The organism is Mycobacterium sp. NGS34, from assembly GCF_059812845.1.
Genome location: NZ_JCALDM010000014.1, coordinates 1 through 20494 on the forward strand (window position 1 = coordinate 1; position 20494 = coordinate 20494).

The 20494-nt window shown below is 68.2% G+C and carries 21 protein-coding genes; 14 read left to right on the forward strand and 7 right to left on the reverse strand.

All coding sequences use genetic code 11. The features are described from left to right. Positions 1-1708, reverse strand: a 1708-nt coding sequence (locus tag AC5Y7V_RS25355; RefSeq protein ID WP_499882800.1) for a CocE/NonD family hydrolase, incomplete at its 3' end; no start/stop codon positions are given. Positions 1709-1770: 62 nt separating this feature from the next. On the opposite strand from AC5Y7V_RS25355, the gene AC5Y7V_RS25360 reads away from it, so the two are divergent. The 3 genes from AC5Y7V_RS25360 to AC5Y7V_RS25370 are packed head-to-tail and all read left to right on the forward strand — an operon-like array spanning position 1771 to position 3969. Continuing rightward, positions 1771-2382, forward strand: coding sequence for a TetR/AcrR family transcriptional regulator (locus AC5Y7V_RS25360; protein WP_499882801.1), 612 nt, complete (start codon positions 1771-1773; stop codon positions 2380-2382). A gap of 30 nt (positions 2383-2412) precedes the next feature. Further along, positions 2413-3096 carry a M15 family metallopeptidase gene (locus AC5Y7V_RS25365; RefSeq protein ID WP_499882802.1) on the forward strand — a complete coding sequence of 228 codons (684 nt, stop codon included), beginning with the start codon at positions 2413-2415 and terminating at the stop codon, positions 3094-3096. Positions 3097-3156: 60 nt separating this feature from the next. Beyond that, positions 3157-3969, forward strand: coding sequence for a class I SAM-dependent methyltransferase (locus AC5Y7V_RS25370; protein ID WP_499882803.1), 813 nt, complete (start codon positions 3157-3159; stop codon positions 3967-3969). A gap of 3 nt (positions 3970-3972) precedes the next feature. On the opposite strand, the gene AC5Y7V_RS25375 is transcribed toward AC5Y7V_RS25370, so the two are convergent. Next, positions 3973-5511: an amidase gene (locus tag AC5Y7V_RS25375; RefSeq protein ID WP_499882804.1), complete on the reverse strand. Its 1539-nt coding sequence runs from the start codon at positions 5509-5511 to the stop codon at positions 3973-3975. Positions 5512-5661: 150 nt separating this feature from the next. Here AC5Y7V_RS25375 and AC5Y7V_RS25380 point away from each other — a divergent pair, with 150 nt between their 5' ends. The 4 genes from AC5Y7V_RS25380 to AC5Y7V_RS25395 are packed head-to-tail and all read left to right on the forward strand — an operon-like array spanning position 5662 to position 9651. Continuing rightward, a complete protein-coding gene (locus AC5Y7V_RS25380) occupies positions 5662-7239 on the forward strand; it encodes a methylmalonyl-CoA mutase family protein (protein WP_499882805.1) in 1578 nt (525 codons plus the stop codon). Then, positions 7239-7679: a cobalamin-dependent protein gene (locus AC5Y7V_RS25385; protein ID WP_066936910.1), complete on the forward strand. Its 441-nt coding sequence runs from the start codon at positions 7239-7241 to the stop codon at positions 7677-7679. Before AC5Y7V_RS25380 ends, AC5Y7V_RS25385 begins: the two co-directional genes overlap by 1 nt. Continuing rightward, positions 7664-8620: an LLM class F420-dependent oxidoreductase gene (locus AC5Y7V_RS25390; protein ID WP_499882806.1), complete on the forward strand. Its 957-nt coding sequence runs from the start codon at positions 7664-7666 to the stop codon at positions 8618-8620. The genes AC5Y7V_RS25385 and AC5Y7V_RS25390 overlap by 16 nt, the downstream gene beginning before the upstream one ends. A gap of 50 nt (positions 8621-8670) precedes the next feature. Further along, a complete protein-coding gene (locus AC5Y7V_RS25395; protein WP_499882930.1) occupies positions 8671-9651 on the forward strand; it encodes a CaiB/BaiF CoA transferase family protein in 981 nt (326 codons plus the stop codon). Between the two features lie 95 nt (positions 9652-9746). Here the strand turns inward: AC5Y7V_RS25395 and AC5Y7V_RS25400 are convergent, their stop codons facing one another. Both AC5Y7V_RS25400 and AC5Y7V_RS25405 read right to left on the reverse strand, forming a co-directional pair. Beyond that, entirely contained in the window at positions 9747-10061 is a 315-nt protein-coding gene (locus AC5Y7V_RS25400; protein WP_499882807.1) for a hypothetical protein, read from the reverse strand. A 19-nt stretch (positions 10062-10080) separates the two neighbouring features. After that, positions 10081-10425 (reverse strand): 2Fe-2S iron-sulfur cluster-binding protein, encoded by a 345-nt coding sequence (locus AC5Y7V_RS25405; protein ID WP_499882808.1) that lies wholly within the window; start codon positions 10423-10425, stop codon positions 10081-10083. A gap of 99 nt (positions 10426-10524) precedes the next feature. Between AC5Y7V_RS25405 and AC5Y7V_RS25410 the strand changes: the two genes are divergently transcribed. From AC5Y7V_RS25410 to AC5Y7V_RS25425, 4 genes are read left to right on the forward strand one after another with little or no spacing between them, the layout of a single operon-like run. Then, positions 10525-11928 carry a class I adenylate-forming enzyme family protein gene (locus AC5Y7V_RS25410; RefSeq protein ID WP_499882809.1) on the forward strand — a complete coding sequence of 468 codons (1404 nt, stop codon included), beginning with the start codon at positions 10525-10527 and terminating at the stop codon, positions 11926-11928. Then, a complete protein-coding gene (locus AC5Y7V_RS25415) occupies positions 11906-12811 on the forward strand; it encodes an acyl-CoA dehydrogenase family protein (protein WP_499882810.1) in 906 nt (301 codons plus the stop codon). Before AC5Y7V_RS25410 ends, AC5Y7V_RS25415 begins: the two co-directional genes overlap by 23 nt. After that, positions 12798-13886, forward strand: coding sequence for an acyl-CoA dehydrogenase family protein (locus AC5Y7V_RS25420; protein ID WP_499882811.1), 1089 nt, complete (start codon positions 12798-12800; stop codon positions 13884-13886). Before AC5Y7V_RS25415 ends, AC5Y7V_RS25420 begins: the two co-directional genes overlap by 14 nt. After that, entirely contained in the window at positions 13887-14654 is a 768-nt protein-coding gene (locus AC5Y7V_RS25425) for an enoyl-CoA hydratase/isomerase family protein (RefSeq protein WP_499882812.1), read from the forward strand. It abuts the gene before it with no gap. A gap of 6 nt (positions 14655-14660) precedes the next feature. On the opposite strand, the gene AC5Y7V_RS25430 is transcribed toward AC5Y7V_RS25425, so the two are convergent. Then, positions 14661-15521 (reverse strand): proline iminopeptidase-family hydrolase, encoded by an 861-nt coding sequence (locus AC5Y7V_RS25430; RefSeq protein WP_499882813.1) that lies wholly within the window; start codon positions 15519-15521, stop codon positions 14661-14663. 162 nt (positions 15522-15683) lie between these two features. Between AC5Y7V_RS25430 and AC5Y7V_RS25435 the strand changes: the two genes are divergently transcribed. From AC5Y7V_RS25435 to AC5Y7V_RS25445, 3 genes are read left to right on the forward strand one after another with little or no spacing between them, the layout of a single operon-like run. Next, complete coding sequence (locus tag AC5Y7V_RS25435) at positions 15684-16823, forward strand: thiolase family protein (RefSeq protein WP_499882814.1); 1140 nt, start codon at positions 15684-15686, stop codon at positions 16821-16823. 7 nt (positions 16824-16830) lie between these two features. Continuing rightward, positions 16831-17718 (forward strand): methylmalonyl Co-A mutase-associated GTPase MeaB, encoded by an 888-nt coding sequence (gene meaB, locus AC5Y7V_RS25440; RefSeq protein WP_499882815.1) that lies wholly within the window; start codon positions 16831-16833, stop codon positions 17716-17718. Between the two features lie 47 nt (positions 17719-17765). Then, the gene (locus AC5Y7V_RS25445; RefSeq protein WP_499882816.1) at positions 17766-18140 is read left to right on the forward strand and encodes a nuclear transport factor 2 family protein; all 375 of its coding nucleotides are present in this window, start codon (positions 17766-17768) and stop codon (positions 18138-18140) included. Positions 18141-18154: 14 nt separating this feature from the next. On the opposite strand, the gene AC5Y7V_RS25450 is transcribed toward AC5Y7V_RS25445, so the two are convergent. Both AC5Y7V_RS25450 and AC5Y7V_RS25455 read right to left on the reverse strand, forming a co-directional pair. After that, on the reverse strand, positions 18155-19786 hold the full coding sequence (locus AC5Y7V_RS25450; protein ID WP_499882817.1) for an FAD-dependent oxidoreductase: 1632 nt from the start codon (positions 19784-19786) through the stop codon (positions 18155-18157). A gap of 26 nt (positions 19787-19812) precedes the next feature. After that, entirely contained in the window at positions 19813-20478 is a 666-nt protein-coding gene (locus tag AC5Y7V_RS25455) for an IclR family transcriptional regulator (RefSeq protein WP_499882818.1), read from the reverse strand. Between the last annotated feature and the right edge of the window lie 16 nt (positions 20479-20494).

The following is a 20494-nucleotide window of genomic DNA, read 5'->3' on the forward strand; positions in this document are numbered from 1 at the left end:
CGAGCACCGGGATCAGCAGCCGCGACGACGAGCGAACCGTGTTCAGGCTGCTGGTGCCGACACCGGCGTGGCGGAAGTTCATGATCACGGGCGCCGACGGGTCCTGGTCATCGCTGGTGAGAATCAGCCGAATGCGGTGGCCGGCGCGGAACCGTCGGGCGTTGGGGACCAACGGGATTCGATACTCGACGTCCTCGCCCAGCGGTACCCCCTGCGCGTTGCGGCACGGCAGGACCGGCGCGCCGGGGCGGCTGGCCGCCTCGTCGACCTCGCGCATGCTGGCGCGCAGCCAGCCCGCCGTCACATCGGTGGCCTCGCCGTCGGGCCCCACGTCCTGCAGCGTCACCATCCACGCGGTATCGATCGCCGTCGCCGAGGCGACCAGCCGCAGCTCGATGTCGCCGACCACGTCGAGGTCCTCGTCGAGCGGTTCGCCGGTCCAGGTCTGCGCCGACGGCGGATCGATTTCGCTGGGCTTGACGCGGCCCAGGCCCGGGCCCAAGACCATGAATTCGCGGCCGCCCGGCTCACCCTCGTCCTCGCCCAGGGTGCCGTCGGCGCGCAGGGCGAGCTCACGATGCGGGGCCTGCGACGGTGGCCACGAGTCGGCGGTGCGCCACTCGTCGGCGCCGGGCAGGAAGTACCGAATCGGTGCCCCCTCGGTGATGCCGGTGTCGCGGCCCTTGAGCCAGTGGTCGTACCAGGCCAGCGCCTCGGTGTGCATGCTCTCCCACGGCCACGTCAGCCCGAACTTGCCCAGCATGCCCATACGTACACAAGCGTTGTCCGACAGCCCTTTCCACGTGGTGAAGGTTGAGGGAAGGTGCAACGGCACGTTCTCCCAGTCGCAGCCGAGATACACGGGAATGTCGATTTCCTTCAACAGCGGCAAGAGGTTTCGCTGCTCCCACCACTCGTCGCGCGTAGGGTGCTTGAGGACGGCCTCTTGCCACAACTCGTCCCACGGGTGCGGATTGTGCGGTAACCGGAGAACCCGGCGCAGCATGGTCACCGCCGCCTCGCCGTTGGCCGTCTCGAACTTCTTATGCACGCGTGGGCTTTTCAGCACGCGCCGGGCCAGGGCGACCGGCCTGCTGCGCCAGAACTCGTCGCTGCGGTCGGAGGTCAAACCCGTCATGGCGAGAAACGGTGTGACGAAGGACGAGCTCAACAGGCCGTGGTGGTTCGCACCGTCGTACAGGTCCGCGGTCACAGCCAGCGGGAAGATCGCCTTGAGGTGGGGCGGCCGTTCGACGGCCGCCGCGAGCTGAGTCATCGCGAAGTAGCTGATGCCGATCATGCCGACGTTGCCGTCGCACCAGGGTTGCGCCGCCACCCATTCGACGAGGTCGTGTACGTCCTTGCGTTCCTGGGCGTCGAACAACGTGAAGGTGCCGTCGGAGCCGCAGGTGCCGCGCAGGTTGGCGATGACGTGCGCATACCCGCGTGGCACCCAGAAGTCCGTCACGCCGGCCTCGATGAATCCGGCCGGGGCGCCCAGGTCCTGGATCTGCCTCGGATAAGGCGAGGCGGCGAGCAGCGCCGGGAAGCGGCCGCCGGAATCGGGCCGATGAACGTCGGCCAAAAGCCTTGTGCCGTCGCGCATGGCGATCGCGGTGTTGATGTCGCTGCGCTTCGCGTATTGCGGCTCGCTGAGGTTGCGGTATTGCCGGCCGGTGGTCTGCGGGCCGTTCAGCGTCGTGGTCATAATTTCACGCTACGTTGAAACTAGTCTCAACGCAAGATGAAATTTCGCGGTATGGTGTGACGGTGGCGAAGCGATCGATCCCCCCGGGCCCGCGCGACGAGCGCGGCGTGCTGGCGGCGCGCATCGTCGCCGCGGCCCGCGCAGAATTCGCCGAACACGGCTGGGCCGGCACGGCGATCCGGGCGGTCGCCCGCGCCGCGGACGTCGACCCGGCGCTGATCTACCACTACTTCGGCTCCAAGGAGGGGCTGCTCGACGCCGCCACCGCTCCGCCGCAGAAGTGGCTGGATTCGGTCACCGCGACGTGGTCGACGCCGAAGGCGGAACTGGGCGAGCGACTGATCCGCAACGTGCTGGAGATCTGGGCCGACGAGGAGGTCGGGGCCGCCCTGCGCGCCGTGGTGCTGACCGCCGCCCACGAGCCCAAGACCCGAGAAAAGCTGCGGCTGATCGTGGAGCGCGGCCTGATCGGCGGATCCACCCTCGGGGACGACGAGGACGAGCGGCTGCGCCGCAGCGGCCTGATCGCCAGCCAGCTGATCGGCTTCGCGTTGCTGCGCTACGTCTGGAAGATCGAGCCGATCGCCTCGATGCCCGAGGACGAGGTGGTGGCCGCGATGGCGCCCAACCTGCAGCGCTACGTCGACGGCGACATCGCCGCGAATTTAACGTGATTGGAGTCGGCTAACGGCGACAATGGCCGGATGCGTGTGACGCTTCCGCTCGTGGCAACCCTGGCTTTGGTCGCGGCCGCGCCGGCGCAGGCCGGCCCCGACGTGCCGCCGGTCAGCGACGCCGCGCGCGCCGCGGGTTTCGTCGACATCCGCAGCGTGGTTCCCGACGCGATCATCGACCTGCGCTACGCGACGACCAACAACTTCACCCACACGCAGCTGTATCCCTCGGACGCGCGCTGCCTGGTGCACCAAACCATGGCACCGGGGTTGGCGACCGCCGCGACGGCGCTGCGCCCGCAGGGCCACGTGCTGGTGTTCTGGGACTGCTACCGACCGCACGACGTGCAGGTCAAGCTGTTCAACGCCGTGCCGAACCCGGCCTGGGTGGCCCGCCCGGGCCAGTACGCGCACAGCCACGAGTCCGGACGCTCCGTCGACGTGACGTTCACCAGCGTGCAGCAGCAGTGCCCGGCTGAGCGACAGGTCGACGGGTTTTGCCTGGCCGACATGGGCACCGACTTCGACGACTTCTCCTCGCGCGCAACGGCATACGCGACCCAGGGCGTCAGCGCCGACGAGCAGGCGAACCGGAAGCTGCTGCGGGACGCCATGCAATACGGCGGGCTGGCCCCCTACTCCGGGGAGTGGTGGCACTTCGACGGTCCGGGCGCGGCGGTCGACCGGCCGATCCTCAATGTTCCGGTCGACTAGCTGTCTCACATAGTAAGACGACTATTTCATAATATGAATCCGCCCCGTTAGGCTTCGGGCATGAACGACGAACCCCGGGCGCACTACACGCATGGGCATCACGAGTCGGTGCTTCGCAGTCATCGGCGACGCACCGCGGAAGACTCGGCCGCGTACCTGCTGCCGCACCTCAAGCCGGGAATGACCGTGCTGGACATCGGCTGCGGCCCCGGGACCATCACCGCCGACCTCGCCGAGCGAGTCGCCCCCGCGGCGGTGGTGGCCGTCGATCAAGTTGCCGACGTCCTGGACGTGGCCCGCGCCGAAATCGAAGGGCGCGGACTGTCGAACGTCACGCTCGCCACGGCCGACGTGCACAACCTCGACTTCCCCGACGACGCGTTCGACGTCGTGCACGCTCATCAAGTGCTGCAGCACGTCGCCGATCCGGTGCGCGCGCTGCGCGAGATGCGGCGGGTGTGCCGGCCGGGCGGCATCGTCGCGGCGCGGGACGCCGACTACGCCGGCTTCATCTGGTTCCCACAGCTTCCGGCGCTGGATTTGTGGCTCAATCTCTATCGAAAGGCGCACCGCGCCAACGGAAGTGAACCGGATGCCGGCCGGCGCCTGCTGTCCTGGGCGCTTCGGGCCGGCTTCGACGACGTCACGCCGTCGGGCAGCGTCTGGTGCTACGCGACCCCGGACACCCGCGACTGGTGGGGCGGCATGTGGGCCGACCGGATCCTGCACTCCGACGTGGCTCGGGATTTGCTGGCGGCGGGGCTGTCCACCGCGGCGCAGCTCGAGGAGATCTCCGCGGCGTGGCGCGCGTGGGCCGCGGCCCCGGACGGCTGGCTGTCGATGCCGCACGGCGAGATCCTCTGCCGCGCATAACCTTCACGCTGTCGGGTTCGGGGGCGCAGGGAAACCCCCGCAAAGAGATTCGAAGGCATCGGCGACCTTGAGGACCGCGGCGTCGTCAAATAGCTTGCCCACGATCATCATCCCAACGGGCAGGCCATCGAGCAGGCCGGCGGGAACCGAGATCGCCGGATGGCCGGTGATGTCGATGGGTGCGGTGTTGGTTGCCTTACCAACCATGCGTTCGAGCAGTGCGAGTTCTTGCGGGCTGCCGGCCGGGAGGGCGTTGGCGGTGCTGGGCACGGTCGGCATGACCAGTACGTCGTATTGCGCGAGCGCGGCGTCGTAGGCGGTGCGCAGCTGCGGCACCAGGTTGCGTGCTTTGGCGTAGCTGGCGCCACCAAGCGCTTTCAAGCCAAAGTGGCCGCATAGTGCCGTCGCCTTGATGATGCTGGAGAGCTCGTCGGCCTTGATGACTCGCTGTCGTGCGAAGTGCGCGATGAGTTCTGGGTCGTACAGGCCGCTGGCGCCGAGCCCATAGCCATTGCCATCCAACATCTGATAGCTAGCGCCGTCGGTAAAGAGGACGGCGAACAGATGCAGGGCGTGGCGGTGCCACGGCACACTGATTTCGGCTACGGTGCAACCGATCTCGGTGAACCGCTCGGCCGCCGACCGGATCAGGTCGTCCGCTTCGGGCAGTGAGCCGGGTTGCCCGAAGCCCTCGGTGACAACGCCCACTCGCAGACCGGCCACGTCGCCGGTGAGGGCTGCCCGATAGTCGACCGCGGCAATCTCAGACGGCTGGCGCGGGTCTTGGCCGTCGGGTCCGGCGAGCACGGTGAGTAGCAGCGCGGCGTCAGCGACGGTCCGCGTCATCGGCCCGAGGTGATCCATCGTCCGCTCGATGGGGAAAGCTCCCGTGTAGGGGATCAGCCCGTGCGTCGGCTTGTGTCCGACAATGCCGCACAGCGAGGCCGGGATCCGGATCGATCCGCCCTGATCGCCGCCGAGCGCCAGCTCGACCTCACCGGCGGCGACCAATGCGCCGCTGCCGCTGGATGACCCACCGGTTTCGCGGGTGGTGTCCCACGGGTTGCGCACCGGTCCGGATGCCGAGGTAAAGCTGGACCCGGACGCGCATAGATCCTCACAGACACTCTTGCCGGCGATCGTCGCCCCGGCGGCAAGCAGCCGCTCGACGACGGTCGCATCGCGGCTGGGGACAAAGCCCTCCACCGCGCGTGATCCATTCATCATCGGAATGCCGGCCACGGCGATGTTGTCTTTGATCGCCACGGCCCGGCCGCTCAGCGGCCCTTCGGCGCCGGTGGCAATGTCGGTGGTGACATACCAGGCGCCGAGGGGGTTGTCGCCGGGCTCCGGGAACCGATAGGCCCTGTCCGGAGCCTGCGGGCGCGCGAGCTCGTCGTACAGCTCGTCGATCACGTCATACGACCTCAACGTGTGGCGCACAACCTCCAGGTAGCTACGTTGGGCGTCGGCGTCGAGATGGAAGCCGAAGTGTTTGGCCGCGGCTTCGATGTCCGCTGCCGATGGTCTGGAATCGGTCATTTCGACCTCCGTCGTCGTCTCGGCCCTCGCGACCAGGAGCTTAGGGCGCGGCCGTCAATCACGGCCGCAACCCATGCGAGTTGAAGTTATTTGCCCAGGTCAGGCATGCGGTATTGGCATTCTCTTTTTTTGCAAGTACGTTATTCATCGATGGATAATACGGCCCACACTCCGTCTGGCATCCCGCTGCAGCCCGTCTACGGGCCGTCGGACGTGACCGCGGAGCCTCCGCAGCCGGGGGAGTTCCCCTTCACCCGGGGTAACTTCGCGTCCGGCTATCGCGGCAAGCTCTGGACCTTCCGGCAATACTCTGGATTCGGCACCGCCGAGGAGTCCAATCGCCGCTACCGCTACCTGCTCGAGCAGGGCGGGACCGGGCTGTCGGTGGCGCTAGACCTGCCCACCCAGTGCGGCTACGACTCCGACGACCCCGAGTTCGGTGAAGAGGTCGGCCGGGTCGGCGTCGCCGTCGACACCCTGGCCGACTTCGAGATCCTGTTCGACGGCATCCCGCTGGACAAGCTCAGCACCAGCATGACGATCAACGGAACGGCGGCGATCCTGTTGGCGTTCTATGTCGCCGCCGCCGAGAAAAAAGGCATACCGCGGGCCAAGCTCACCGGGACCATCCAGAACGACATCCTCAAGGAGTACGCGTCGCGCGGAACCTGGATCTGGCCGCCCGAGCCGTCGCTGCGGCTGATCGCCGACACCATCGAGTTCTGCGCGGCCGAGGTGCCGAGGTTCAACGCGATATCGGTGGCCGGCGCGCACTTTCGCGACGCCGGGGCCAACGCGGTGCAGGAGATGGCGTTCACCCTGGCCGACGGGGTGACCTATTGCGACACGGTGGTGGAGCGCGGCCGCATGACCATCGACCAGTTCGCACCGCAGATCTCGTTCTTCTTCTACACCCACGGCGACTTCTTCGAGGAGATCGCCAAATACCGTGCGGGACGGCGCCGTTGGGCGACGATCGTGCGGGAGCGCTATGGGGCGACGACGGCGAAGGCGGCGATGTTCCGCTTCGGCTGCGTCTGTGGTGGCGCGTCGCTGTACGCGCCGCAGGCCCACAACAACATCGTTCGGGTGGCCTACGAGGCGATGGCCGCGGTGCTGGGCGGTGTCCAGTCGATGTTCACCGCGGCCTGGGACGAGCCCTTCGCCCTGCCCACCGAGGAAACCACCACGCTGGCGTTGCGCACCCAGCAGATCCTCGCCCACGAAACGGGCGTCGCCAGCGTCGCGGATCCGCTGGGCGGTTCCTACTTCGTCGAGGCGCTCACCGACGCCACCGAGGCTCGCATCATCGAGATCATGTCCGACCTCGAGCGGCACGGCGGAATGGTCCAGGCGATCGAGGACGGTTACCTGCAGGGCCTGATCGCCGACGAGGCCTTCAAGATGCATCAGGACGTCGAAGCCGGCACCCGCCCGATCGTGGGGGTCAACCGGTTCGTGACCGAGGAGCCGGAACACGATGTCGTCACCTACGAGCTCGACGCCGAGGGTCGCGATCTGCAGCTCAAGCGGCTGTCCAAGGTGAAGGCCGAAAGGGATACGGCCGCAGTAACATCCAGCCTGACGGCGCTGTCACAGGCCGCCGAGGGGACCGACAACCTCATGCACAAGCTGATCGACTGCGCCAACGCCTACTGCACGGTCGGGGAGATGGTCTCCGCGCTCAAGGGAGTGTGGGGCGAATTCCAGCAACCGGTGGTGTTCTGATGGCCGCGCGGATTCTGGTCGCCAAGCCCGGCCTCGACGGGCACGACCGCGGTGCGAAGATCGTCGCCCGCACGCTGCGTGACGCGGGATTCGAGGTCATCTACACCGGCATCCGGCAGCGCATCGAGGACATCGCGTCGATCGCCGTGCAGGAAGACGTCGCCGTGGTCGGCCTGAGCATCCTGTCGGGCGCCCACCTGGCGCTCACCGCGCGGACCATCGAGGCGCTGCGCGCCGCGGACGCCGCCGACATCGCCGTGGTCGTCGGCGGGACGATCCCGCACGCCGACGTGCCCAAACTGCTATCCGCCGGCGCCGCAGCGGTATTCCCGACGGGGACGGCGCTCGACGTGCTGGTGCGCGAGATCCGCGCGTTGACCGGAACTGCGGAATCTGAACCGAAAGAACCCGTTGTGGAGGAACAGTGCGCGTCGGAGTGATGATCGGCGCCGAGCGTGGCGATATGGCCCGCAAGGTGGAAAAGCTGGTCTCGGATATCGAATGGGCCGAATCCGCCGGGCTGGACACCGCGTGGATGCCGCAGGTGCCCAACGACTTCGACTGCCTGACCATGGTGTCGCTGATGGCCGCGCACAGCTCCCGCATCGAGCTCGGCACCGCGGTGGTGCCGTTGCAGGCCCAGCATCCGATTGCCCTTGCCCGCCAGGCGCTCTCGACGCATGCGGTGGCCGGGGGACGGCTGGCGCTGGGCGTCGGGCCGTCACACCACTGGATCATCCGGGACATGCTCGGGTTGCCCTACGAGAAACCGGCCGCCTACACCCGCGACTACCTGCAGGTCCTCAACGCCGCCGTCGCCGGCCCCGGACCGGTCGACGTCGAGAACGATTCCTTCACGGTGCACAACCCGACGGCGATCGGCGCCGACACCCCGATGCCGGTGCTGGTCGCCGCGCTCGGGCCGGTGATGCTGCAGATCGCGGGCGAACTCGCCGACGGTACCGTGCTATGGATGGCCGACGAGCGCGCCATCGGTGACCACATCGCGCCGAAGATCACCAAGGCCGCCGCGGACGCCGGTCGGCCGGCGCCGCGGATCGTCGCGGGGATCCCGGTATGCCTTTGTGCGCCTGCACAAGTCGACGAGGCCAAGGAGCGGGCCAACCGGATCCTGGGCGAGGCCGAGGTGTCGCCCAACTACCAGCGCCTGCTCGATCGCGGCGACGCGCGCGATGTCGGCGATCTGTGCGCGGCCGGCGACGAGCACGCCATCCTGGCCCGGATGCGCCGATTCGCCGACGCCGGGGTGACCGACCTGTCGGTGCGGCTGCTGCCGATCGGCGACAACCGCGACGAGCTCGTCGCCTCCAAGCGGCGGACACGGGAGATGCTGGCCTCGCTCGCGGCGGAGTTGCGTTGACGGACAGCGCCGGGCCCCTGGCGGGGATACGCATCCTCGAGGTCGGCACCATGCTGGCCGGACCGTACGCGACCATGCTGCTGGCCGACCTCGGCGCCGAAGTCACCAAGATCGAGCCGCGCGGCGGCGAGATCTCCCGCGGGGTCGGGGCCAGCTACTTCGCCAGCCTCAACCGCAACAAGTCCAGCGTCACATTGGACCTGAATTCCGAAGCGGGACAGCGAAAGCTGGGTGAGCTGGTCACCGAGTCGCACGCGCTGCTGGTGAACCTCAAGCCGTCGGCCATCCGGCGCCTCGGGCTCACCTACGACGCGCTGCGCCGGCACAATGAGCGGATCGTCTGCGTGGCGATCACCGGATTCGGCCTCAACGGCGGCGACGACCCGGCTTTCGACTACGTGGTCCAGGCGGGCGTCGGGATCGCCGCGCTGACCGGCGACCCCGACGGCCCGCCGACACTGCCCGGCTATTCCTCGGCCGACAACTCCACCGGAATGTGCGCGGCGCTGGGGCTTTTGGCCAAGGTCGTCTCCGGCACGGGCGGGCAGGTGGACGTGTCGTTGCGCGACGTGATGCTGTCGCAGCTCAACTATCACGCGTCGGCCTACCTCAACAACGGCGTCGAACCGCAGCGCCGGCCCCACGGGGCGCACTCGTACTACGTTCCGGCGCAGCTTTTTCCGACCGCCGACGGATATCTGGCGCTGTTCATCACGCACGACGGCTTCTGGAAATCCTTCGCCACCGAGGCGGGCATCGGCGGTTTCGAGACCATGGCCGAGCGGGTGGCCCGGCGTGACGAGGTGCTCGGCGTCGTCACGTCGATGCTTGCCACCGACACCGCCGCCGGCTGGGAGCGACGGCTTCGTCCGCTCGGGGTTCCGGCCGCCGCCGTCAGGACGCTGCCGGAGGCGCTCAAGGCGACGCCGGAAGTGGTTGTGACGGCCGGTGATTTCCGCCTCGTCGGCAGCCCGATCCATGTTTCGGGCTACGAGCCCGACTACCGGCCCCCGCCGGAACTAGCCGACTAAGCGCCGAACGTGCGTCCAGCCGCACGCTCGCGCTCGAGTGTGCGTCCAGCCGCACGTTCGAGGACCGCGAGCGTGCCCCAATAATCTCGGCCCCGTTAGCCGCCGCACTCGATGGTCGTCTCGAGCAGTCGCGGGACCGGCGCGGGATCCAACAGCAGGGCATCGGACATGTGCAGCTGACCCGCATTGGCAATCATGTTGTCCAAGATGGCCTGCAGGTCGTCGCCCTCGAGTTCGTAGATGGCGACATACGGGCCCTGACCGTGAACCGGACGCAGCCGGCGTGCCCCGACGATTCCGTCAAGCGCCAGAAGCTCCGGCAGGTGCACCTCGTCGTACCAGGTGTTGTACTCCTGCTCGCGATCGGGCGAACTGGGCCGACTCTCCACGAGCATGATTCCCTTGGCCATTGCCGCCGCCTCTCTCTGGCTACTCGTAGCGCACCGTGACGGAATCCGTGTCCGGCACGCCCTGGCACGTCAGAATGTAGCCGTCGGCCACCTCGTCGTCGTCCAGAGCGTCGTTGACCCGCATGGTCGCGTGGCCCTCCTCGAGCCGGGCCATGCACGTGCCGCAGTTGCCCGCTTCGCAACTGAACGGCGGTTCCAGGCCGGCTCGCCGCGCGCTCTCCAGCAGCGTTTCGCCGGGAACCAGCGGTACCGTCGCCTTCTTGCGGTCGAGGTGAATCGTCACCGTGCCGACCTTGGCGCCGGTATCGGATGCGGGATCTGTCACCCGTGAAGTCTCCTCGATGATCGTGGTGACCGTCGCCATGACCGCCCTCCCATATTTGCGTTCTTCAGTATAGAGAATAGTATTCTCACAGAGCGATAGGGTCTTCTCAAGGCGTTCGACTGCTGGAAGGAACGGGACGTGACCGAGCCGGCAGCGCTCGTGTTCGAGGAACGGCGGTTCAGCCCGCCGCAGCTCGACGCGTTGGCCGACGGGCTGGCCGTGACCTTGGCGAAACGGGGTGTAATCGCAGGTCAGCGGGTGGCAGTCATGGCGTCGAACCGGCCCGAGTTTGTCGCCGTCCTGCTCGCGATCTGGCGGCTGGGCGCCACCGCGGTCCTCGTCAGCCCCGCATGGAAGCGCGACGAGGTGGACCACGCGCTGGCCATCACCGGCCCCGCCCACGCCGTCGGCGACCATCCGGTGCTGGCCGGGCTGATGCCGATGCTGCACCTGGACGAACCGGTCTCGACGGGGGAGCCGCCGGCCGGGCCGCCGCCGCCCGACGCCGACGCGGTGCTGGTGTTCAGTTCCGGGACCACCGGCCTGCCGAAGGCCGTGCGCCACACCCACGCGGGTTTAGGGGAGGCCGTGGGGCACTGGCGCGCGGCGCTACAGCTGACGCGACACGACCGGATTCAGGTCGCCACGCCGCCGTCACACATCCTCGGCCTGCTCAACATCCTCACCGCGCTGCGGACCGGCGCCCGGATGCGCCTGCATCCGCGATTCGACGTCGACCGGATGCTGCGGACGATCGAAGAGGACCGCATCACGGTCGAAATGGCCGTCGCACCCATCGCGCTGGCCATCGCGTCGCACCCCCGGCTGGAAACCTACGACCTGTCCTCGCTTCGCTTCATCATGTGGGGGGCGACGCCGGTCAGCCCCAGCGTCGCGGAGACCGTGACCCGGCGGACCGGCCTCGGTTGGGTTCCCGCCTACGGCACCACGGAATTGCCCGTCATCGCGTGTAATCCGTTGCAGGGGGCGCGACTTGACTCGGTCGGGCGTGCGGTGCCGGGGGTCGAGCTGCGGATCGTCTCGTTGGAGACCGGCCAGCCCGTCGGCCCGGGAGAAGTCGGCGAGATCCAGGCGCGGTCGATGTCGTTGATGGCCGGCTACCTGCCCGCCGAGGCGACCGCGGAGGCGATCCGCGACGGCTGGTATCGCACCGGGGACGTCGGCTGGCTCGACGGTGCCGGTTGGCTGCGAATCACCGACCGTCTGAAGGAGATGATCAAGGTGCGCGGCTTCCAGGTTGCGCCCGCCGAGATCGAGACGGTGTTGCACGGCCATCCGGCCGTCAAAGACTGCGCGGTGTTCGGCGTTCCCGACGGCATCAACGGCGAAGCGATCGTCGCGGCCGTCGCCGCGTGCGCGCCCGTCGACCCATCCGACCTCACCGCCCGGGTGGACGAGAAGCTAGCGTCCTACAAACACCTGAGCCGCATCGTGTTCGTGGACGATATTCCACGCCTGCCCTCGGGCAAGGTGCTGCGCCGAGTGCTGAAGGAGTCTTATGGATGTACGTCTGACAGCTGAACAGCAGCAGCTCCGCGACGCCGCCGCCAAACTGGCCGATGATCTCGGACCCGGTGCGGTTCAGGATCTCGACGAGCCGAGCCGAATCGCGCGGCTGGACAAGCAGATTGAAACGACCGGGTGGCGGTCCCTGCGCTCCGACGGCGCTTCTGGCGTCGAAGTGGCCATCGTCGCCGAGGAATTCGGGCGCCGATTGGTCGATGCACCGTTCCTCGGTCCCGTGCTGGCCGACGATCTGGCGCGCCACGTCGGTGCCGAGAGTTCGGGTTCGACCGTCGCGGTGGACGACCGGGTGATCGACGCCCGGGGCGCGCGGCGCGCCCTGTCCCTGTCCGGTACCGCGGTCCTGGCCACCGACGTGGCGGACACCCGCGCCGGCGCCGACCTGACCCGCGCCGAGGCCGACGCGGCGGGATCACCGACGACGCTGGGTGAGGTGTCGCCCGACGCGGCCGGGCGATGGCTGGCGCTCGCACTGGTCACCACGTCCGCGGACCTGGTCGGCATCGCGCGGGGCGCGCACGCGGTGGCGTGCGATTACGCCAAAATCCGCGAACAATACGGCAAGACGATCGGCTCCTATCAGGCCATCGCGCACCTGCTGGCCGAAAGCCTGGCGCTGATCGAAGGCTCGGTGAGCGTGTTGCGCCACGCCGCCTGGGCGGTGGACGAACTCACGCCGGTCGAGGCCATTCGGGCCGCGCAGGTCGCCAAGGTGTACTGCGCGCGCGCCACCCGCACCGTCTGCGAGACCGCGGTGCAGGTGCACGGCGGCATCGGCAACACCTGGGACTGCATCGCCCATGTCTACCTGCGCCGCGCGCTGACATCGACCGAACTGTGGCCCGTCACGTGTAAGGAGATCGACTTTGGACTTTCGTGATTCGCCCGACGAGGCCGCCTTCCGGGAGCGCCTGCGGTCGTGGCTTGCGTTGCACGCCAAGGAATATTCCGGCTCCGGCGACGAGTACTGGGAGCGCATGGCCGACTGGCACCGGGCCCTCTACGACAACGGCTTTTTCGGCTTGTCCTGGCCCCGCGCCTACGGCGGCCAGGAATTGGCACCGGTCTACGACGTCATCGTCGACGAGGAGCTGGTGCGCGCCGGCGCACCGCCCCGCCCCAGCGTGGGCTACCTGGTTTTCGGCATCGGCCGCCACGGAAGTGATGAACTGCGGAAGCGCTTCCTGCCCGGCATCATCAACGGCACCGAGCGGTGGTGTCAGGGTTTCTCCGAGCCGGGCGCCGGCTCGGATCTGGCATCGCTGATCACCACCGCCACGCTCGAGGGCGATACCTATGTGGTGCACGGACACAAGATTTGGACCAGCTACTCCGATGTGGCGGACTGGTGTCTGCTGTTGGCCCGCACGGACCCCGACGCCAAACGCCATCGCGGCCTGTCGGCGTTCGTGCTCAATATGAAACAGCCTGGCGTGCAACAGCGCCCGTTGCGGATGATGAACGGCGTCACCAACGAATTCGGGCAGGTGTTCTTCGACGGTGCCACGGTGCCCGCGGATCGGATGGTGGGTGCCCCCGGGGAGGGCTGGGCCGTCGCCATGACCGTCGTCGGGCACGAGCGCGAGCCCTCCACGCTCGGCTATGCGGCCCGGTACGGCAAGCTGGTCCGAAACCTGTTCGCGCGTAACGATGGGCCGATTCCGGAAGAGCTCGCGTGGGCGGCGGTCGAGTCGGAGATGCTGACGCACCATGTCCGGCGGCGGCTGTCCGAGCAACTGGACGGGGTCTCGCACGGCCCGGAAGGATCGCTCGACAAGCTGCTGATGACCTGGGTCGAGCAATCGGTGGGGCACGCCGCGCTGGCGGTCGCCGGCACCCGCGATGCGGACCTGCTCAGCGCCTATCTATACAGTCGCGCACAGAGCGTGATGGGCGGAACGTCACAGATACAGAAGAACATCATCGCCTCGCGAATCCTGGGATTGGGAGTCTGAATGTACGACATGCCAAGCGAAATCGACGTCCGCGCCGACGGGGCGTTGCGGATCATCACCCTGAACCGCCCGGACGACCTCAACGCGGTCAACGACAACCTGCACGTCGGCCTCGCGCGGCTGTGGCAGCGACTGACCGACGATCCGGGTGCCCGCGCGGCGGTTTTGACCGGCAGCGGCAAGGCGTTTTCGGCGGGCGGGGATTTCGCGTATCTGCAGGAGCTGTCCCAGGACGCCGCCCTGCGCGCCAAGACCATCCGGGACGGACGAGAGATCGTGCTGGGGATGGCGCGTTGCCGAATTCCCGTGGTGGCGGCGGTCAACGGGCCGGCCGTCGGGCTGGGCTGCAGCCTGGTCGCGCTGAGCGACATCGTCTACATCGCCGAACACGCCTTCCTCGCCGATCCGCACGTGCAGGTGGGCCTGGTGGCCGCCGACGGCGGACCGCTGACGTGGCCGCTGCACATCAGCCTGCTGCTGGCCAAGGAGTACGCGCTGACCGGCACCCGCATCAGCGCGCAGCGCGCCGTCGAACTGGGACTGGCCAACCACGTGGCGGCGGACCCGGTCGCCGAGGCAATCGCCTGCGCCAAAAAGATTTTGGAGCTACCCCAGCAGGCGGTCGAGAGCACCAAGCGGGTCCTCAACATTCACTTGGAGCGCGCGGTGCTGGCCAGCCTGGACTACGCGCTTTCGGCCGAGCACCAGTCGTTCACCACCGAGGATTTCCGGTCGATCGTCGCGAAGCTGAACGCCGGCAAGAGCTGACCGCGATCAGTCGTGTAGCCGCAGGAAGCCGCGCATGACTTGGTCGAACTTCTCGGGCTCCTCGATGAACGGCATGTGTGCGCTCGACTCGAACAGCTCGAACCGCGAACCCGTTATGCGCTGGTGCATTTCCCGTGCGTGTTCCGGAACGCACTCGTCGTATCTGCCCGCGACGACCAGGGTGGGCAGCGAGATCTCGGGCAACCGGTCGAACACGTCCCAATTCCGGATGGTTCCGACGATGTGAAAGTCGCTGGGGCCGAACATCGTCTCGAAGATCTCGGTTCCCATGGTCCGGAAGGCGTCCTCGAGCTCGCCGGGCCAGGGGCGCACGCGGCACAGGTAGGTTTCGTTCCAGGTGCGGATGGCGGCCTGGTATTCGGCGGAGTAGGTGGTGCCGGCCGCTTCGTGACGGTCGATGGCGGATTGCGTTGCCAAGTCCAGCTCGGATTTCAAGCGCGCAACCATCTTCGAGAACTCGGGTATCGACGCGATGCTGTTGGAGATGGTCAGGCTGGCCGCCCCGGATGGCACATCGAGCGCGTACTGCTGCGCGAGCATCCCGCCCCAGGAGTTGCCGAAGATGTGGAAGTGGTTCAGCCCCAGTCCCTTTACCACGGCATCCATCTCGGCGACCGAACGTTCCATCGTCCAAAGACCCGGGTCGGAGGGACGTTCGGAATTTCCGCAGCCCAGCTGATCCCAGAAGACGACTTCCCGCTCGTCGGCCAACCGCTCCAGCGAGCGCAAGTAGCTGTGCGGCAAACCGGGTCCACCGTGAACGACGAGCAGCGGGCGGCCCGCGCCGCCACCGACCCGCTTGAACCACACGTCGCCGCCCGGGACCGCGATCGTGCTCTGAGTCATCCACCCACCATTGCAAATACGCGCCCTTCCTGCTCGCCAGCGGATCGCCGCACCACCCGCTCGGTTTGTTGCAACTCGCACTCTCGGAATGAGAGAATAAGGTTCTCGTGAACGTGCGGGGCCTCCCGTCCGCACTGCGCTTGCCGAATTGGAGAAGATCCCGTGCCCGAAGCCGTCATCGTGTCCGCCCTGCGGACCCCCATCGGCACCGCCCGCAAGGGGACGCTGCGCGATACCAGCGCGTTCGACCTCGCCCACCACGTGGTCAGCGAGGCGGCGAAAGAGCTGGACCCGGCGCAGGTCGACGACGTGATCCTGGGCGAGGGCCTCTACGGTGGCGGCGTGGTCGCACGCCACGCGGCCATCACGGCGGGCCTGCCCCGGGTGCCGGGCCTGGCCAACAACCGGCACTGCGCGGCGGGCCAGGCGGCCGTGCAGAGCGCGGCCGCGAGTGTGCGCGCCGGGATGGACCAGCTCGTCATCGCCGGCGGCGTGAACTCGGCATCCACCTCCCCGCGGTCGCGAATGCAGGTCGACGGGGAATGGGTCGACTGGTTCCCGCCGACCCACCCGGACCGGCCCGACGCACCGAACATGGACATGTCGATCACCGTCGGCTGGAACGCCGCGGTCAAGGCGGGCGTGACTCGCGAGGAGATGGACGCTTGGGCGCTGCGGTCGCACCGCAACGCCATCGCGGCGGTCGACGAGGGGCGCTTCAAGGAGGAGATCGTCCCGATCGAGACGCCGCACGGGCTGTTCTCCGTCGACGAGCACCCGCGCCGCGACACCACCATGGAGAAGCTGGCCGCGCTCAAGCCGCTGCATCCGGAGATCGAGGGCTTCTCGATCACCGCCGGCAACGCCTGCGGCGCCAACGACGGTGCGGCCGTGCTGACCATCGCGAGCGACGCCCTCGGCCTGCCCGCGCTGGCCACCGTGCGGTCCTGGGCGTCCGTCGGCGTCGATCCGGCCGTCACCGGTTTGGCGCCCGTCGACGCCATACCGAAAGCGCTTGCCCGCGCGGGGCTTTCGATCTCGGATGTGGACCTGTTCGAAATCAACGAGGCCTTCGCGGCGATGTGCGTGGCCACCATCAAGCTGCTCGACCTGGACCCCGACAAGGTCAACGTCAGCGGCAGCGGTTGCGGGCTTGGCCATCCGGTCGCGGCAACGGGGGCCCGGATGCTGGTCACGCTGGTGCACGAATTGCGCCGCCGCGGCGGCGGAATAGCGGTGGCGGCGATGTGCGCGGGCGGCGGAATGGGTTCAGCGACGGTCATCGAGGTCGCTGCGCCATAATGCGCACATGACGATCGCCGACCTGATCGCGGGAGCGCGCAACGGATCTCCGCGCGCCGCGGGTCGGCTGCTCAGCCTCGTCGAAGGCGACCGCCGGGACGAGGTACTGGCGAGCATCGGGCCCGCGACGGCGCTCAAGGTCCGCGTCATCGGCATCACCGGACCACCGGGCGCCGGCAAGTCGACGACCGTCGGTGCCCTGGTCGGCGCCTACCGCGAACGCGGGTCCCGGGTGGCCGTCCTGGCCGTGGACCCGTCGTCGCCGTTCAGCGGCGGGGCCCTGCTCGGCGACCGGATCCGAATGACCGCGCACATCAACGACTCCGACGTCCTGATCCGTTCGGTTGCCACCCGAGGTCACATCGGCGGGCTGGCCGCCGCGGTCCCCGCGGCCATCCGGCTGCTGGGCGCCATCGGGTACGACGTGGTGCTGCTGGAGACCGTCGGTGTTGGGCAGTCGGAGATCGAAATCGCCGCCGTCGCCGACCCGACCATCGTCATCCTCAATCCGGGGGCGGGCGACGCGGTGCAGGCGGCCAAGGCCGGCGTGCTCGAAGTCGCCGACATCGTGGCGGTCAACAAGGCCGACCGCGAGGGCGCCCAACAGACGGTGCGGGATCTGCGCGCCGAGACCAGCGCCCCGATCGTCAGCCTCGTCGCCGCCCGGGGCGAGGGCGTCGCCGATCTGGTGGCCGCCATCGAAGATCACCACCGCACCGACAGCCGCGAGCGCCGGTTGGCGCGGGCCCGGGCGCAGATCCTGTCGATGGCGCAAACGCGACTGCGGACCCGGCCGGGTCTCGACCGGCTTGCCGAGGCGGTGGTCGACGGCCACGACGATCCGTACACGGCTGCCGAAAAGCTGCTTTCTTCCCCGACCGAAGAAGGCGACTGACGACCGGGCTCTTGCTTTGCTCGGCATCGCTGTGTTGCATGAATCCCATGACACGTTCCGCCGATGAGCTGGTAACCGAATTCTGCAAAAGCTGGGCGTCCCCGCAGCCCGACGAGCTGGCCGGGTACTTCACCGAAGACGCCGTCTACCACAACATCCCGATGGATCCGGTGCGCGGCCGAGAGGCGATCAAGGAATTCATCGCGGGGTTCCTTGCCGCGTTCGACGGCATCGACTTCAACGTGCACCGGCAGATCAGCGACGGCACATTGGTGATGAACGAGCGCACGGACGTGATGCGGCGCAAGGACGGCGGGACGTTCCCGTTGCCGGTGATGGGCGTGTTCGAGGTGCAGGACGACCGGATCGTCGCGTGGCGCGACTACTTCGACATGGCCGCCATCACCAGCGCGTTCGGCTAGGTGCTGGCAATCGGCTACTGAAGGTCGACCGATTTCCCGGTGGCGGCCGCGTGCCCTGCACGATAGCCGAAAACCATTGCCGGGCCGATGGTTCCACCGGCCCCGCCGTAGGCCCGCCCCGTAACGCCGCCCATGGCATTGCCCGCGGCGAACAGGCCCGGTATCGGGTCGCCGCCGACGTGGAGGACGCGGGCGTCGGCGTCGGTGCGCGGGCCGCCCTTGGTGCCCATGGCGCCGATGCGCACCGGCACGGCGTAATACGGCGCGGTGTCGATCGGGCCGAGGGTCTTACCGGCGAGGGTGGTGGCGCTGTCGTCGCCCCAATAGCCGTCGTAAGCGCTGGAACCGCGCCCGAAGTCCGGATCGGCCCCGGCGGCCACATGGCGGTTCCAGTCCTCGATGGTGCGGCCGAGGCCGTCGGCGTCGATGCCGGTCTTCGCGGCCAACTCGGCGAGGTCGGCCGATTCGCAGAACCAGTCCGGAACCGCTTGCCCCGGTGCGATACCCAGGAAGCCATACCGCTGCAGGTGGACCGAGTCGAACACCATCCATCCGCGATCGTTGACGTATCCCCCTCGGGGATCCAGGTACTGGAACGCGCCGGCCATCGAGTTGTAGTCGGATGCCTCGTTGACGAACCGGCGCCCGGCCGAGTTGACGATGATGCTCCTCGGACGGGTGCGTTCCAGGCGGACGCTGCGGCTTCGCGGCTTTCCCTCGATGGTGTCACCCGGGATCTGCACGATCGGCACCCACCAGGCTTCGCCCATGTTGGCCAGATCCGCTCCCTGCGACATCGCCATGCGCAGCCCGTCGCCGGTGTTGTACGGCGGCGAGACGGCGCCGTGCATGGGGCCGCGCAGAAACGCTTGTGTCAGAACCGGATCCCATTCGAAGCCGCCCGTCCCCAGGACGACTCCGCGGCGGGCGCGCACCCGGATGGTCCGGCCCGGCAGGGCGACTTGGACTCCGATGATCTCCCCGGCATCGGCGATGAGCTGCTCGGCGCGCGCGTCGACGTGGATCGTCGCGCCGGTGTCGAGCAGGCCGCCCAGCAGGCCGGCGATCAGTGCGGCACCGGCGACGCACAGGTTCCCGGGTTGTTCGTCGGCCGCCGCATCGAGGCGGGCCGCGTGCAAGCGGGCCAGGGTCTCGGCGTCGAAGCCCACATTGGAGAAATCGATCGGGAACGCCGTGATCCGGGTGCCCCACTCGCCCAATCGATTCAGGTCGAACGGGGCCGGGATGTGCGAGCGGCCACCGCCGGGCTGCCCTCCGGGCAACTCGGGCCGGTAGTCGGGAAAGCCGGTGGCAATCTCGAAGTGCAGCTTGCTGTTCGCCTCGACGAAGTCGAGCATCCGCGGGCCGGTCCGCACGAATGTCTCGACCAAGGCGTCGTCCATCGCGCCAAGGGACTGCGCGCGCAAATACTGCAACGCGTCCGCCACGGTCAATTCCCCATCGGGAGAACGGTTATGGGCGGGAATCCACACGACGCCGCCGGACACGGCGGTGGTGCCGCCAACCGTGGCGGCCTTCTCGAACACCTCCACGGACGCGCCGGCCACCGCCGCCGTCAGCGCCGCGGTGAGTCCGGCGCCTCCGCTGCCGAGCACGGCGACATCGACTTCACGGTCCCATGACATGGATGGTTATCCCTTCAGCTCCGTGGCTAGCTCAACAGCTCCGCCAACTGCTTTGCCGCGGTGATGACCGCGTCTTTGCCGCGCATCACGACATCCTCACGGTGCGAGATGAGGTTGATACAGGTCGGCGGGGACGGCGCCGGGCGGTTGACCGGCACGGCCAAACCGTAGGTGTTCGGCTCGATTTCGCCGTAGGTGATTACCCAGCCGCACTCCCGAGTCTTGGTCACCAGCTCCCGCTCGCCCGGGCGCGGTGGCATGTTCGCGAGCAAGGCGATTCCCGCGGCACCGCGGTCCAGCGGATATCGGCTGCCCTCGTGGAAGGACAGTTGGTAGGCGACATGGCTGGGCACGATCACGGCGATCGCCACCTGCTGGTCGCCCTCGGCGATGAGCAGCGACACGGTGGTGCTCAGGTCGTCGGCCAGTGCGCGCAGGATCGGCAGGCTGACCTGACGCACGTTGCGGTCGAACGACGCGCCGAGCACGGCCAGGCCGGCTGCCGGGCGATAGCGCCCGTCCTCGCCTTTGGCCACCAACCGGAACTCGGTGAGCGTGGCGAGCAGTCGATAGGCGATCGTGCGGTGCACCCCGAGCTGGTCGGCCAGTTGCTGCACGGTAAGCCCGTTCGGCGAATCGGCCACCATGTGCAGCGCCGTGAGCCCCCTGGCCAGCGTCTGGGAGCCCGTCATGACCTTGACAGACCCC

Bases quoted from the DNA above. Each gene is read 5' to 3' on its own strand.
- AC5Y7V_RS25365 (WP_499882802.1), top strand. From the start codon at position 2,413: ATGCGTGTGACGCTTCCGCTCGTGGCAACCCTGGCTTTGGTCGCGGCC.
- AC5Y7V_RS25370 (WP_499882803.1), top strand. From the start codon at position 3,157: ATGAACGACGAACCCCGGGCGCACTACACGCATGGGCATCACGAGTCG.
- AC5Y7V_RS25375 (WP_499882804.1), bottom strand. From the start codon at position 5,511: ATGACCGATTCCAGACCATCGGCAGCGGACATCGAAGCCGCGGCCAAA.
- AC5Y7V_RS25380 (WP_499882805.1), top strand. From the start codon at position 5,662: ATGGATAATACGGCCCACACTCCGTCTGGCATCCCGCTGCAGCCCGTC.
- AC5Y7V_RS25385 (WP_066936910.1), top strand. From the start codon at position 7,239: ATGGCCGCGCGGATTCTGGTCGCCAAGCCCGGCCTCGACGGGCACGAC.
- AC5Y7V_RS25395 (WP_499882930.1), top strand. From the start codon at position 8,671: ATGCTGGCCGGACCGTACGCGACCATGCTGCTGGCCGACCTCGGCGCC.
- AC5Y7V_RS25400 (WP_499882807.1), bottom strand. From the start codon at position 10,061: ATGGCCAAGGGAATCATGCTCGTGGAGAGTCGGCCCAGTTCGCCCGAT.
- AC5Y7V_RS25405 (WP_499882808.1), bottom strand. From the start codon at position 10,425: ATGGCGACGGTCACCACGATCATCGAGGAGACTTCACGGGTGACAGAT.
- AC5Y7V_RS25415 (WP_499882810.1), top strand. From the start codon at position 11,906: ATGGATGTACGTCTGACAGCTGAACAGCAGCAGCTCCGCGACGCCGCC.
- AC5Y7V_RS25425 (WP_499882812.1), top strand. From the start codon at position 13,887: ATGTACGACATGCCAAGCGAAATCGACGTCCGCGCCGACGGGGCGTTG.
- AC5Y7V_RS25430 (WP_499882813.1), bottom strand. From the start codon at position 15,521: ATGACTCAGAGCACGATCGCGGTCCCGGGCGGCGACGTGTGGTTCAAG.
- meaB (WP_499882815.1), top strand. From the start codon at position 16,831: ATGACGATCGCCGACCTGATCGCGGGAGCGCGCAACGGATCTCCGCGC.
- AC5Y7V_RS25445 (WP_499882816.1), top strand. From the start codon at position 17,766: ATGACACGTTCCGCCGATGAGCTGGTAACCGAATTCTGCAAAAGCTGG.
- AC5Y7V_RS25450 (WP_499882817.1), bottom strand. From the start codon at position 19,786: ATGTCATGGGACCGTGAAGTCGATGTCGCCGTGCTCGGCAGCGGAGGC.
- AC5Y7V_RS25455 (WP_499882818.1), bottom strand. From the start codon at position 20,478: ATGACGGGCTCCCAGACGCTGGCCAGGGGGCTCACGGCGCTGCACATG.